This is a genomic window from Streptomyces sp. NPDC050560 (genome assembly GCF_044457285.1).
Taxonomy (GTDB): domain Bacteria; phylum Actinomycetota; class Actinomycetes; order Streptomycetales; family Streptomycetaceae; genus Streptomyces.
This window is the reverse complement of the sequence record NZ_JBITGT010000004.1, coordinates 26974-39086: the sequence shown is the minus strand read 5'-3', so window position 1 is coordinate 39086 and position 12113 is coordinate 26974. Positions and strand designations below refer to the sequence as shown.

Annotated in this window: 13 protein-coding genes; 9 read left to right on the top strand and 4 right to left on the bottom strand. The window is 75.9% G+C overall.

The annotated features are described in order from the left end of the window. Positions 1–60 precede the first annotated feature (60 nt). Positions 61–1623, top strand: a complete 1563-nt coding sequence (gene hemG, locus ACIBIW_RS10220; protein ID WP_399334092.1) for a protoporphyrinogen oxidase — start codon at positions 61–63, stop codon at positions 1621–1623. 4 nt (positions 1624–1627) lie between these two features. Continuing rightward, complete coding sequence (gene hemQ, locus ACIBIW_RS10215; protein WP_399334090.1) at positions 1628–2344, top strand: hydrogen peroxide-dependent heme synthase; 717 nt, start codon at positions 1628–1630, stop codon at positions 2342–2344. A 29-nt stretch (positions 2345–2373) separates the two neighbouring features. Here hemQ and ACIBIW_RS10210 read toward each other — a convergent pair whose 3' ends face one another. Both ACIBIW_RS10210 and ACIBIW_RS10205 read right to left on the bottom strand, forming a co-directional pair. Then, complete coding sequence (locus tag ACIBIW_RS10210) at positions 2374–3702, bottom strand: DUF692 domain-containing protein (RefSeq protein ID WP_399334088.1); 1329 nt, start codon at positions 3700–3702, stop codon at positions 2374–2376. 184 nt (positions 3703–3886) lie between these two features. Beyond that, positions 3887–4636, bottom strand: coding sequence for a peptidyl-tRNA hydrolase (locus ACIBIW_RS10205; RefSeq protein WP_399334086.1), 750 nt, complete (start codon positions 4634–4636; stop codon positions 3887–3889). 102 nt (positions 4637–4738) lie between these two features. Between ACIBIW_RS10205 and ACIBIW_RS10200 the strand changes: the two genes are divergently transcribed. Together ACIBIW_RS10200 and ACIBIW_RS10195 are read left to right on the top strand one after the other, a co-directional pair. After that, complete coding sequence (locus tag ACIBIW_RS10200) at positions 4739–5710, top strand: ATP-binding cassette domain-containing protein (protein WP_399334084.1); 972 nt, start codon at positions 4739–4741, stop codon at positions 5708–5710. 70 nt (positions 5711–5780) lie between these two features. Beyond that, a complete protein-coding gene (locus ACIBIW_RS10195; RefSeq protein ID WP_399334082.1) occupies positions 5781–6449 on the top strand; it encodes an ABC transporter in 669 nt (222 codons plus the stop codon). 11 nt (positions 6450–6460) lie between these two features. Here ACIBIW_RS10195 and ACIBIW_RS10190 read toward each other — a convergent pair whose 3' ends face one another. Continuing rightward, positions 6461–6607 (bottom strand): hypothetical protein, encoded by a 147-nt coding sequence (locus tag ACIBIW_RS10190; protein WP_399334080.1) that lies wholly within the window; start codon positions 6605–6607, stop codon positions 6461–6463. A gap of 204 nt (positions 6608–6811) precedes the next feature. On the opposite strand from ACIBIW_RS10190, the gene ACIBIW_RS10185 reads away from it, so the two are divergent. Continuing rightward, positions 6812–7237: a hypothetical protein gene (locus ACIBIW_RS10185; protein WP_399334078.1), complete on the top strand. Its 426-nt coding sequence runs from the start codon at positions 6812–6814 to the stop codon at positions 7235–7237. A gap of 10 nt (positions 7238–7247) precedes the next feature. Here the strand turns inward: ACIBIW_RS10185 and zapE are convergent, their stop codons facing one another. Beyond that, a complete protein-coding gene (gene zapE, locus ACIBIW_RS10180) occupies positions 7248–8402 on the bottom strand; it encodes a cell division protein ZapE (protein ID WP_399334076.1) in 1155 nt (384 codons plus the stop codon). 109 nt (positions 8403–8511) lie between these two features. On the opposite strand from zapE, the gene ACIBIW_RS10175 reads away from it, so the two are divergent. From ACIBIW_RS10175 to msrB, 4 genes are all read left to right on the top strand, one after another. Beyond that, positions 8512–9300: a pyrimidine reductase family protein gene (locus ACIBIW_RS10175; RefSeq protein WP_399334074.1), complete on the top strand. Its 789-nt coding sequence runs from the start codon at positions 8512–8514 to the stop codon at positions 9298–9300. A gap of 323 nt (positions 9301–9623) precedes the next feature. Further along, positions 9624–10097 carry an indole-3-glycerol phosphate synthase gene (locus ACIBIW_RS10170; RefSeq protein ID WP_399334072.1) on the top strand — a complete coding sequence of 158 codons (474 nt, stop codon included), beginning with the start codon at positions 9624–9626 and terminating at the stop codon, positions 10095–10097. Positions 10098–10277: 180 nt separating this feature from the next. Continuing rightward, positions 10278–11681: a UDP-N-acetylmuramate--L-alanine ligase gene (gene murC / locus ACIBIW_RS10165; RefSeq protein WP_399334839.1), complete on the top strand. Its 1404-nt coding sequence runs from the start codon at positions 10278–10280 to the stop codon at positions 11679–11681. Positions 11682–11703: 22 nt separating this feature from the next. Further along, a complete protein-coding gene (gene msrB / locus ACIBIW_RS10160; protein ID WP_399334070.1) occupies positions 11704–12111 on the top strand; it encodes a peptide-methionine (R)-S-oxide reductase MsrB in 408 nt (135 codons plus the stop codon). Positions 12112–12113: the final 2 nt, after the last annotated feature.

The window sequence follows — 12113 nt, the reverse complement described above, 5'->3', positions numbered from 1 at the left end:
ACAGCGGGTCCCAGGACCTGCGGTCGCGTGCCCTTCCCCGGTGTCTGAGAGAGTGGCCGCATGCGCGCGCACACGGACCCGGACGCCGGTGCCTCCACGGCCCCGGGGGCACGGCAGGACGCACGGCGGGACGGGGGCGGGCGGCACGCCGTGGTCATCGGCGGCGGTATCGCAGGACTCGCCGCGGCCCACCGCATGCTCGCCTCCGGCGGCGGCGGCGGCGACGGCGGCGCGGGCACGCGCGCGTGGCGCTCCGTGACCGTGCTCGAAGCCTCCCCCCGGCTCGGCGGCAAGCTGCGCACCGGTCGGATCGCGGACGTCCGTGTCGACCTGGGCGCCGAATCGCTGCTCGCGCGCCGCCCCGAGGCCGTCGCCCTGGCCCGCGAGACGGGGCTCGGGGACCGCCTGGTCGCACCCTCGGCCGCGGGCGCCGCCCTGTGGAACAGGGGCCGCCTCGTGCCCATGCCGAAGGGCCATGTGATGGGCGTGCCCGGCGAGGCCGCCGCCCTCGCGGGGGTGCTCTCCGCCGAGGGCCTGCGCCGTGTCGAACGGGACCGCGACCTGCCGCCGACCGAGGTCGGCGACGACACCGCCGTCGGCGAGTACGTGGCCGCGCGGCTCGGCAGGGAGGTCGTCGACCGGCTCGTCGAACCCCTCCTCGGCGGCGTCTACGCGGGCGACGCCTACCGGATCTCGATGCGCTCCGCCGTGCCCCAGCTCTTCCGTGCCGCCCGCACCCACGCCTCCCTCACCGAGGGCGTGCGGGAACTCCAGCGCGCCGCCGCCGAACACCCCGTCGGCGGGCCCGTGTTCCTGGGCATCGAGGGCGGCGTCGGGAGCCTGCCCCCCGCCGTCGCCGACGCCGTACGCGCGCGTGGGGGCGAGATCCGCACCGGTACACGCGCGAGCGCGCTGCGCCGCACCGGCGAAGGCCGCTGGCGTATCACCGTCGACGACGGCGCACGGGGCGGCGGCGACGTCCTCGACGCCGACGCGGTCGTCCTCGCGCTGCCCGCCCCCGCCGCGGCCCTGCTCCTCGCCGCCGAGGCCCCCGCAGCCGCCGCGGAGCTGCGCTCCGTCGAGTACGCCTCCATGGCCCTGATCACCCTCGCCTACCGGCGCTCCGACGCCGAACTGCCGCCCGGCACCGGCTTCCTGGTGCCGCCGGTCGACGGGCACACCATCAAGGCCGCCACCTTCTCCGGCGGCAAGTGGGGCTGGGTCGCCGCCCAGGACCCCGGCCTCGTGGTGCTGCGCGCCTCCGTGGGCCGCTACGGCGAGACGGAGGTCCTGCGGCGCGACGACGCCGCCCTCGTCGACGCCGCGCGCCGCGACCTCGGCGCCGCCACCGGCCTCGCGGGACGGCCGGTCGCGAGCCTCGTCACCCGCTGGGACGACGGCCTCCCGCAGTACCCGGTGGGCCACCACGCGCGCGTGGAGCGCGTACGCGCCGCCCTGCCGCCGGGACTCGCGGTGTGCGGCGCCGCGTACGACGGGGTGGGCGTCCCGGCCTGTGTGGCGGGCGCCAGGGCCGCCGCCGACCTGCTGCGCGGCGACACCGCCGGGTCCGCCGGGCGCGCGGCGGACCCGGTGCGGAGCCCGCGCGGCGGCGCGGGACAATAGCCGCATGAGTGCTGCTCCCGAACGTGTCCCGAACGCGGGCAAGAAGGCCAAGGACCTCAACGAGGTCATCCGCTACACCCTGTGGTCCGTCTTCCGCCTCCGCGACCTGCTGCCGCAGGACCGCACCGGCTACGCCGACGAGGTGCAGGAGCTTTTCGACCAGCTCGCCGCCAAGGACGTCACCGTGCGCGGCACGTACGACGTCTCCGGTCTGCGCGCCGACGCCGACCTGATGATCTGGTGGCACGCCGAGACCGCCGAGGCGCTCCAGGAGGCGTACAACCTCTTCCGCCGCACCCGCCTCGGCCGCGCCCTCGTGCCGGTCTGGTCGAACATGGCGCTGCACCGCCCCGCCGAGTTCAACCGCTCGCACGTGCCCGCGTTCCTCGCCGAGGAGCAGGCACGCGACTACGTCAGCGTGTACCCGTTCGTGCGCTCGTACGAGTGGTACCTGCTGCCCGACGAGGAGCGCCGCACCATGCTCGCCGACCACGGGAAGATGGCGCGCGGCTTCCCCGACGTGCGGGCCAACACGGTGGCGTCGTTCTCGCTCGGCGACTACGAGTGGATTCTCGCGTTCGAGGCCGACGAACTGCACAGGATCGTGGACCTGATGCGGCACCTGCGCGGCTCCGAGGCGCGCCGCCACGTCCGCGAGGAGGTGCCGTTCTTCACCGGCCGCCGCAGGTCCGTCGGCGACTTGGTGGCGGGCCTCGCCTGACGCCGCGGGGCGGCCTGGGCCGCCCCGTCTCACACCCGGTGCAGGGCCCGCCGCGCCACCCGCGTGATGCGCGACGGCGGCTTCGGGCCCGACCGGTCGAGCCACCATGTGGTCAGGCGCCGCCTGACGCCGTGCGGCAGCCGCTCCCCGGCCAGCATGTGCTCGGCGAAGTCGAGCGCGTCCGCGCGGTAGCCGCCGGTCAGCGGGCGCGCCTGCGCGTACCCGGCGAACGCGCGCCGGTAGCCGGCGCCGAGGATGCGGGGCAGCTCGGGCGCCACCTTCGCCACCACGTCGGCGCGCTTGCTCACCAGCGCCCTGCTCTGCACGGCGAGCCTGCCCCGGTCGAAGCCCTCGGGCACCGGGGTCCCGGCGACCAGCGCCGACAGCAGCGCCGCCTGCGCGAGACCGAGCCGCTGCCGCGGCGCCACCCCCGCCGCCTTCACCGGCAGATAGCGCGCCGGGGGCAGCGCCTCGCACACGCGCGTGATGCCGTGCAGCCGGTCGGGCCCGTACACGGTGTCGCGGATCGCCGCCAGCTCCCCCGCGAACTCCTCGGCGGCCGGGAAGTTCTCGTCCCGTTCGAGCAGCACCCCCGGCGGTGTGACCCGGTCGGCCAGCTCGGCGAGCACCTCCATGACCACGGGCGGCACCGGGTGCGCATGGCTGTCGTGCCAGACCCCGTCACGCTCGAAACCGCCCGCCACGTGTACGTACGCGATCGCTTCGAGCGGCAGCTCGTCCAGCGCCTTCGCCGGGTCCTCGCCGCGGTTGACGTGGTTGGTGTGCAGGTTCGCCACGTCGATCAGCAGCCGCACCCCGGTGCGGTCCACCAGGTCATACAGGAACTGCCCCTCCGTCATCTCCTCGCCGGGCCAGGAGAACAGCGCGGCGATGTTCTCCAGCGCGAGCGGCACGGGCAGCGAGTCCTGGGCGATCCGCACGTTCTCGCACAGCACGTCGAGCGCGTCCCTGGTACGCGGCACCGGCAGCAGGTGCCCGGCCTCCAACGCGCGCGTGGCGGTCATCTCGCCGCCCGCGCGTACGAACGCGATGTGCTCGCTGACCAGCGGCGCGCCCAGCGCCTCCGCCCGCTCGGCGAGCGCCGCGAGCCGGTCGAGCCGCGGCGGCTCCGCGTCCCCGAGGCCGAGCGACACACCGTGCGGCACCACGCTCACCCCGCGCTGGCGCAGCCTCAGCAGCGACGCGGGCAGATGCCCTGGACAGACGTTCTCCGCGACCACCTCGACCCACTCGACGCCGGGCAGCGCCTCGACGATCCCGGCGATCTCGGGCCGCCACCCGATCCCGTTCCCCAACAGCGCCGTCTCCCCCGACAGCGCGCTTGACAGCGGCTCCATCGTCCCCCGACCCCCCTCGTCCGGTCCGGCGCGCGGCACGGGCAGACCGAACCCGCACACCGTGGTCTTTCGATTACATGACCGACATACGGGGGGACGAAGCGGGTTCGGCCTCGTTCAGAGCTGGATCTGAGGTTCCGTCGGGCGGCACCGGGGCACACACGCGCGTGCCGCCCGCCACCCGTCAGCGCCCATGCGCCGTGCCGCCGATCGCGGTGTGCCCCGCCACGGCGACCGTGGGCCCCGGCGCTATCTCCGTGAACCCGGCGTCCCGCACCACCGGCACCCCGCCGACGAGCAGCTTCGCCCAGTGCTCCGGGTCCGCGGTGCGCACCGCGAGCGGGAACCCCGCGTCCCGCCACGCCGCACGCGCCCCGTCGTCCAGCTCCCACCAGGCGAGTTGGGCGGCGTGGCCCACCTGCGCCATCGTCTTGCCCGCCGACATGTCGACATGCGGATTCACCCACAGCACCGGCGTCCCGGGCGGCGGGGGTGGCGGTGGTGCGGGGTCGTCGAGTTCGGTGCCGGAGACCTGGAGCCGCGCCAGGTCCTTTGGCCAGCCGTCGAGTGGCACCGGGGGGAACACCCGCACCCGCGCGGCGGCGCCCTCGACCGTGATGCCGGGCAGCGCCTCGGCGCGCCGCCACTCGGCGCCCCTGGCGCGCCGCACCACCTTGCGGATACGGGCGTCCTGCCAGGCGCGCATCGCCCCTGCCCACTCGCCGTCGCCGGTGGAGCGTGGGTCGCAGAGCATCACGAGCACCGCGCGCGCCGCCGTCTCCAGGGCGTCCGTACGGGCCGGGGGAGCGGCGCGCTCAAGACTGACCACCATCGGCAGGACGTACTGCGCGCGCTCGTCGCGCTCGTCCGCGCCGTCCCGGAACGGGCTGTCCTGCGCCGCGCCGCCCTGCGGCTGCTGTTCCTCGCTGCTCACGCGGCCAAGTCTGCCAGGGCGCGCCGGGCCGCCCGCCCGGCGGCCGGGGGGAATGCCGGGAACGGCTTGGCCGGGGCGCCCGGCTGGGCCACCATGGTCCCCATGAGGCGTGATCACCCCGGAGGACCGGTACGGCTCTCCGGGGTCGGGCGGCGCTACCGGCTCGGCGGCCCCTGGGTGCTGCGCGGCGTCGACCTGGAACTGCCGGGCGGGCGGCTGGCCAGGATCGAGGGGGCGAACGGCAGCGGCAAGTCCACGCTGCTGCGGCTGCTCGCGGGGCTCGACGCGCCGAGCGAGGGCCGGATCACCGGGCGCGGCAGGACCGCCTACGTGCCGGAACGCTTCCCCGCCGCGCTGCCGTTCACCGCCGAGAGCTATCTCGCCAGGCTCGGCCGGGTACACGGCCTGCGCAGGGGCGCCGCGGCCCGCGCCGCCGCCGACTGGCTGGAGCGGCTGGGCGCGGGCGCGTTCGCGCGTACCCCGATGTCGGAGCTTTCCAAGGGCAGCAGCCAGAAGGTAGCCGTGGCGCAGGCCCTGCTCGCCGCGCCCGACCTGCTGGTGCTCGACGAGGCGTGGACGGGCCTGGACACCGCGGCGCGCGCGGAACTCGACCGCGCGGTCGCCGAACGGCTCGCCGCGGGCGGCGCCGTCGTCTTCGTCGACCACGACCCCCGCAGGCTCGCCGACGCGCCGCACGCGCGTTACGCGGTCGTCGGCGGCGTGCTCGCTCCCGCGCGGGAGGCCGACGCCGGGCCCACGGTGGTCATCGAGACCCGCCCCGCCGTGCCGCCTCGGCGCGCGGGCGCCGCCAGGACCGAGGCCACGGCGCTGCCGTCCGCCCTGGCGGGCGCGGTGGTGCTGGGCGAGGGGGAGGCCCGCCAGGCGTACGGTGCGGCGGCCGGGCCCGGCACGCTGCGGCTCGCCGTGCCCGCCACCGGCTCCGACGCCGCCCTGCGCGCGCTGCTGGACGCGCGGCCGCCCTGGCACATCGTCTCGGTACGCGCGGCCGCCCCGCACCCCGCGGGCGCCGCGAGCACCGACGGCGTGGGGAGCCCCGAGGGCGCCGCGGGATGAACGGACGGGGGAGCCATGGGATGAACGACGCGAGGAACGACGGGGAGAACGACCGGGAGGGGGACGGGGCTTGAGCGCCGTGCTCGGCTACCACCTGGCGCTGCTGCTGCGCTCCCAGCGCTGGGTGCCGCCGCTGATCCTCTACGCGGGCTTCTCCGCCGTCGGCGTACGGCCGGGCCAGCCGATACTGGACTCGCTGGGCTTCACCGCCGCCGCGACGCTCCCCATGGCGGGGTGGCTGGTGCGGATCTGCGCCACCAACGAGCCCGCGGCGGCGCGCGGCTGCGTGGCGGCGGGCGCCGGGGCCGTACGCGCCCATCTGGGCTGTCTGCTCGCGGCGCTGCTCGCCGCTGTCGCCCTGGGCGCCGTGGCCACCCTGTTCGTCGTCCTGATCAGCGACCCCGCGAACAACGACGGCACCGCCCCCGTCCCGCGCCGGCCCGCAGCGGGCGCGGGGCTGCTCGCGATGCTGGTGTGCGCGCTGCTCGGCGCCGCGGCGGGCGCCCTCACCAGCCGCCCGCTGCTGCACCGCACCGGGCGCGCGGTGCCCGCGCTGCTGCTCGCGCTTGTCGTGGTGCTGATCACCACAGGATCGCCGGTGCGTACGGCCCTCTCCGACCTGGTCACCGGGTCGCAGGACGGCACCGTACGCACCCCGGCACTGCCGCTGCTGCTCGGCGCGGTGATCGCCGCGGCGGCGGGCGCCGTGGCCTGCGCGCTCGCGCCGCGCCGGGACTGAACGCGCGCGGGTCAGCCCGAGCAGGCCGTGCGCTGGGCCTCCTGCCACTCGCACACGGGGCACAGCGTGATCCCGGCCGTGGACTCGGGGTACTCCGTGGGCTCGCGGCACAGGACGCACTCGGCGCGCGGCTCTCCCGTCGCGGGTTCTTCGCTCATGCGCCCAGGGTAGGCGCCGCCGCCCGGGGCGGGGCTGTCCGTGGTGGGGTTGTCCGTGGTGGGGCTGTCCCCACCACGGCCCGGGAGGCTGACCGGCGTGTGCCTGGCGCCCCCGCGCCGGAGGATGACGGGGTGGCCACGGCGGCCACGCCCGCGCCCCGGCACCCGCCGGTACGGCTCCGCCCGCGACGAAACGGGAACCCCATGTCCTTCGCACAGCGGAACGTGACGACCGCGCCGCCGCACGCCGCGCCGCGCCCGGTGCGCCACGCCTTCGGGCTCTGTGCCGCCGCCGTCGGCTGCGACCTCGCCGTCGCCGCGTACGGGGCAGGGTCGGGTTCGGGCGAGAGCGCCCTGAGCACGGGGGTGTTCGCCGCCGCGCTCGTCCTCGCGGTGCGGCTGCGCGGCGGCGACCCCTGGGCGAGGACCGCGCTGGCCCTGCTGCTCGCCGTGTTCGGCACGCTCTCGGTGGCCACGGCGGCGGTCCACGGCCACGCGCTCGCCGCGGTGGGCCCGGGGCACGCGCTCGGTATCGGCGTCCTGGCCCTGCACGCGGGCCTCGTGGCGGCGGGCGTCGCCTGTGCGCACCGGGCGGAGGCCAACGCCTGGTTCCGCACGGTGCGGAGGTAGCAGGCCCGGCTCAGCAGCCGGGCGCCTCACCGGAAGTGGTTCCGGGGGCGGTGTCCCGCGCGGGTGCCGCGTCCAGGAGGCGTGCGCCCTCCCGGGCCAGGGCGGTGAGCCGGGAGAGCGCGCGGTAGTACTTCTTGCGGTAGGCGCCGCGCAGCAGCTCCTCGCCGAAGAGCGCGTCGAACGGCACGCCCGAGGCCAGCACCGGCAGTTCGCGGTCGTACAGCCGGTCGGCGAGGACCACGAGCCGCAGCGCCACTGCCTGGTCGCGCACCGGCGCCACCCCGGTGAGGCAGACCGCCCCGACGCCCTCGGCCAGCGCGCCGTAGCGGCTGGGGTGCACGCGCGCGAGGTGCGCGAGCAGCTCGGGGAAGCGGTCGAGGAAGGCACCGGGCACCCGGCGCGCCGCCGCCTCCACCACGGCGTCGTCATACGGCGCGGGCGCCGGGGGCAGCCCCCGGTGGCGGTGGTCGTCGCCGTCCACGCGCACGGCATGGAAGCGCGCGGCGAGGCCCTGGATCTCCCGCAGGAAGTCGGCCGCCGCGAAGCGGCCCTCGCCGAGCCGGTCAGGCAGTGTGTTGGAGGTCGCCGCGAGCGCGACCCCGGCGTCCGCGAGCCGCCCCAGGAACGAGGAGATCAGCACCGTGTCGCCGGGGTCGTCGAGTTCGAACTCGTCGACGCAGAGCAGCCGGTGCCCGCTCAGCGCCTCCACGGCCCGCTGGAAGCCGAGTGCCCCCACCAGGTGCGTCAGTTCCACGAAGGTGCAGAACGCCTTGCGCGCGGGCTCCACGGGGGCCGCGTGCCACAGCGACGCGAGCAGGTGCGTCTTGCCGACGCCGTAGCCGCCGTCGACGTAGATTCCGCGCGCCGGAGCGGGCGCCGGTGCGCGCCGGGAGCGCGCGCCGAGCAGGCGCCGTCCGCGCCCCCGCTCCGGCGTCTCGCCGATCGCCCGCGCGAAGTCTTCGAGCAGCCGGACGGCGGCCTCCTGGCCCGGCCGCCCGGGATCGGGGACGTAGGTCGCGAAGCGCACCTCGGCGAACCGCGGCGGCGGCGTCAGCGCGGCGACGAGGCGCGCGGCGTCCACCCGCGGTTCACGCCCGCTCAGCGACGGCGGGGCGCCCCCTCCGGCGCGAGAGCCCGACGGGGCCGACGGGCCCACGGGGGACATGGCGGACGGAGGGCGCGAAGAGGGCGCAGGGGACGATGAGGGCGCGGGGGGTGTAGGGGGCGTGGAGGGCACAGTTCCCCACTGTAGGGCGCGTGCCAGACTGCACCGCATGCGACAACTGTTCCCTGTGACCGAGGAGACAGCGGGCGGCCGGGAGGGCGCGCGCGCCTGGGACCTCCCGGAGCTGGCCGCCGCCTACGCCTACCCCGAGCCCGCCGAGTACGGCCCCGGGGGCGCCTGGCTGCGCGCGAACATGGTCGCGTCGCTGGACGGCGCCGGGCAGCACGACGGGCGCTCCGCCCCCCTGTCGAGCCCCGCGGACATGCGGATCTTCGGCACCCTGCGGGCGCTCGCCGACGCGGTCGTGGTCGGCGCTGGCACCGTACGGCAGGAGGGGTATCGCCCGGCACGCGCGCGTGCCGCGTTCGCCGCGTCCCGGGCGGCGGCCGGCCAGTCGCCCGCGCCCGCGATCGCGGTGGTCAGCGCCACCCTCGACCTGGACCTCGCGGCGCCGCTGTTCACCGAGCCGGTCGTGCCCACCCTGATCCTCACGGGCGCGGGCGCGCCCGCGCACCGGCTGGCCGAGGCCCGCCGGTCCGGGGCCGACGTGGTCGTCGCGGGGGAGGGCGTCGGGGTGGAGCCGTCGGCGGCGGTACGGGCGCTGGCGGGGCGCGGGCTGCGCCGGCTGCTGCTCGAAGGCGGGCCGACCCTGCTCGGCGAGTTCGTCGCCCAGGACGTCGTCGACGAGCTGTGCCTCACGCTCTCGCCCACCCTCACCTCGGGCAGCGCGCAGCGCATCGCGAGCGGCCCCGCCGTTCCCGAGCCGCACCGCCTCGCCCTCTGCTCGCTGCTGGAGGAGGACGGGTTCCTCTTCACCCGCTACCGACGGGCCGCGTGAAGCTGCCTGCGCTTCCCTCCGTTTCCCACCGTTTCGCCATGATTTATTACGGACGCCCCGCATTTGTCCGATACCCCTCCGTGCGCCCCGCATCCGTTCCCCGTGGGGCGCGCGGAGCCGTGTTTGCGGGGGTGGAGCCTCTCTGTGTGTCCGGTCGGATACCTCCTGTGCGGGATTGCCCCTTCGAACTGACGACCACCGGAATAATCAGTTCCGTTTAGCCTTCGCCGGGCACACTAAATCTCGCGGTCCCCGTGCGAATGCGGGGCAGGATGGTTTCCGCGGGCCCGAGCCGGGGCCCCTGGAGGAGAAGGGCGCCCGTCGTGTTCACAAGCGTACTGATGATCGAAAAGGCCCTGACGTCGGCCGACGTGGAGTTCGTCACCACCCTGCACGGTGACGAGGGCGCTTCCTTCCGGGTACTGCTCCAGCCGCGCGGCGACCAGGCCGACCGGCTGCTGAGAGCCATCGACGACGTCGCGCTCGGGGAGCTGGACGAGGCCGCCCGCGAGGCGGAGACCCCGGAGGGGCGGGCCGCGAGGAGCACAGGCGAGCGGGCACTTGAGGTGTCGGTCGCGGCGCTGCACGCGGCGGGCTGCGAGGCCACCGGCAGGCTCGTCGAGGAGCACCCGTTGGACGCGCTGCGCTCGCTGGTCGAGGAGGCCGGGGCGGACGAGGTGATCGTGCTCACCGACCCGCACTACGTGGAGGAGTTCTTCCACCGCGACTGGGCGTCACGCGCGCGCCACAAGGTGGGCGTGCCCGTGCTCAAGCTGTTCTCGCACAGCAGCGCGTGAGCGCGGGGCCGCGCGGCCGGGCCCATCGGCCGCGCGGCCAGGCGGCGGCAGGGGCATAGGGTGGGGCGCGCCCCGGCAGCGGCGCGGCACGCGCGCGTGCCCGGCCGCGCGGGGCGGCGCCCCACCGGCGCCCGCACGCCCGTCCGCACGTCGTACGTTCCGCACATGGGGAGAACAGACATGGCACCCGGCCTTCCAGACGCCATGGACCGACCGCACTTCCTCGGCATCGGGGGCGCCGGGATGTCGGGCATCGCCAAGATCCTCGCGCAGCGGGGGGCGGCGGTCTCGGGCAGCGACGCGAGGGAGTCCGCCACCGTCGCCGCGCTGCGCGAGCTGGGCGTGACCGTCCACATCGGGCACGCGGCCGCGCACCTCGCCGACGACGCGACCTGCGTGGTGGTGTCCTCCGCGATCCGCGCGGACAACCCCGAGCTGGCCCGCGCCGCGGAGCTGGGCATCCCCGTGGTGCACCGCTCGGACGCGCTCGCCGCGCTGATGGCCGGTACCAGGCCGCTCGCCGTCGCGGGCACCCACGGCAAGACCACCACGACGTCCATGCTCGCGGTCGCCCTCACCACCCTCGGGCTCGACCCGTCGTACGCGATCGGCGGCGACCTGGACGTGCCGGGCTCCAACGCGCACCACGGCAAGGGCGACATCTTCGTGGCCGAGGCCGACGAGAGCGACCGCAGCTTCCACAAGTACGCGCCCGAGGTCGCCGTCGTCCTCAACGTCGAACTCGACCACCACGCCAACTACGCCTCCATCGAGGAGATCCACGAGTCGTTCGCGACGTTCGCCGACCGGATCACCGAGGGCGGCACGCTGGTCCTGGCCGCCGACCACGAGGGCGCGCGCGAGCTGGCCGGGCGGCTGCCCGCGGGCCTGCGCACCGTCACCTACGGCGAGGCCGAGGACGCCGACGTACGGGTGCTCGCGGTGCGCCCGCACGGGCTCACCAGCGAGGTCACGGTGGTGCACGAGGGCGAGGAGCTGACCTTCACCGTCTCGGTCCCCGGGCGGCACTACGCGCACAACGCCGTCGCCGCCCTCACCGCGGGCGCCGCGCTCGGCGTGCCCGCCGCCGACCTGGCGCGCGCCCTCGGCTCGTACACGGGCGTCAAGCGCCGCCTCCAGCTCGTCGGCGAGGCGGCCGGGGTGCAGGTCGTGGACTCCTACGCGCACCACCCCACGGAGATGACCGCCGACCTGGAGGCGGTGCGCGGCGCCGCTCCCGACGCGCGGATCATCGTCGTCTTCCAGCCGCACCTGTTCTCGCGCACCCAGCAGCTCGGCGCCGAGATGGGCGCCGCCCTCGCGCTCGCCGACACCTCCCTGGTCCTCGACATCTACCCCGCGCGCGAGGACCCCGTCCCCGGCGTCACCAGCGAGCTGATCATCGACGCGGCGCGCGCCGCGGGCGCCGTGGTGCGCGCCGTGCACGACCGCGCGGACGTGCCGGGGCTCGTCGCGGGAATGACCGGGCCCGGCGATCTCGTTCTCACCATGGGCGCGGGTGACGTGACGGAACTCGGGCCCCGGATCGTCGGACGGCTGTCCGGCGATCCGTCCGACCAGTGAGCGAAGCGAGGAACGGATTCGCATGGCGTACGACGTCGAGAAGCCGGATGAGCAGTGGCGCGCGGAGCTGTCCGACGCGGAGTACGCGGTCCTGCGCAGGGCCGCGACCGAGCCCGCGTTCACCGGTGAGTACACCGACACCAAGACCGAGGGCGTCTACTCCTGTCGCGCGTGCGGCGCCGAGCTGTTCACCTCGGACACCAAGTTCGAGTCGCACTGCGGCTGGCCCTCGTTCTTCGACCCCAAGGACACCGACGCGGTCGAGCTGATCCAGGACCGCTCCCACGGCATGGTCCGCACCGAGGTCCGCTGCTCCCGCTGCGGCTCCCACCTCGGCCACGTCTTCGAGGGCGAGGGCTACCCGACCCCGACCGACCAGCGCTACTGCATCAACTCGATCTCGCTGCGGCTGGCTCCCGAAGGGGAGTAGGA

Bases quoted from the DNA above. Each gene is read 5' to 3' on its own strand.
- hemQ (WP_399334090.1), top strand. From the start codon at position 1,628: ATGAGTGCTGCTCCCGAACGTGTCCCGAACGCGGGCAAGAAGGCCAAG.
- hemG (WP_399334092.1), top strand. From the start codon at position 61: ATGCGCGCGCACACGGACCCGGACGCCGGTGCCTCCACGGCCCCGGGG.
- ACIBIW_RS10200 (WP_399334084.1), top strand. From the start codon at position 4,739: ATGAGGCGTGATCACCCCGGAGGACCGGTACGGCTCTCCGGGGTCGGG.
- murC (WP_399334839.1), top strand. From the start codon at position 10,278: ATGGCACCCGGCCTTCCAGACGCCATGGACCGACCGCACTTCCTCGGC.
- ACIBIW_RS10185 (WP_399334078.1), top strand. From the start codon at position 6,812: ATGTCCTTCGCACAGCGGAACGTGACGACCGCGCCGCCGCACGCCGCG.
- zapE (WP_399334076.1), bottom strand. From the start codon at position 8,402: ATGTCCCCCGTGGGCCCGTCGGCCCCGTCGGGCTCTCGCGCCGGAGGG.
- ACIBIW_RS10175 (WP_399334074.1), top strand. From the start codon at position 8,512: ATGCGACAACTGTTCCCTGTGACCGAGGAGACAGCGGGCGGCCGGGAG.
- msrB (WP_399334070.1), top strand. From the start codon at position 11,704: ATGGCGTACGACGTCGAGAAGCCGGATGAGCAGTGGCGCGCGGAGCTG.
- ACIBIW_RS10210 (WP_399334088.1), bottom strand. From the start codon at position 3,702: ATGGAGCCGCTGTCAAGCGCGCTGTCGGGGGAGACGGCGCTGTTGGGG.
- ACIBIW_RS10190 (WP_399334080.1), bottom strand. From the start codon at position 6,607: ATGAGCGAAGAACCCGCGACGGGAGAGCCGCGCGCCGAGTGCGTCCTG.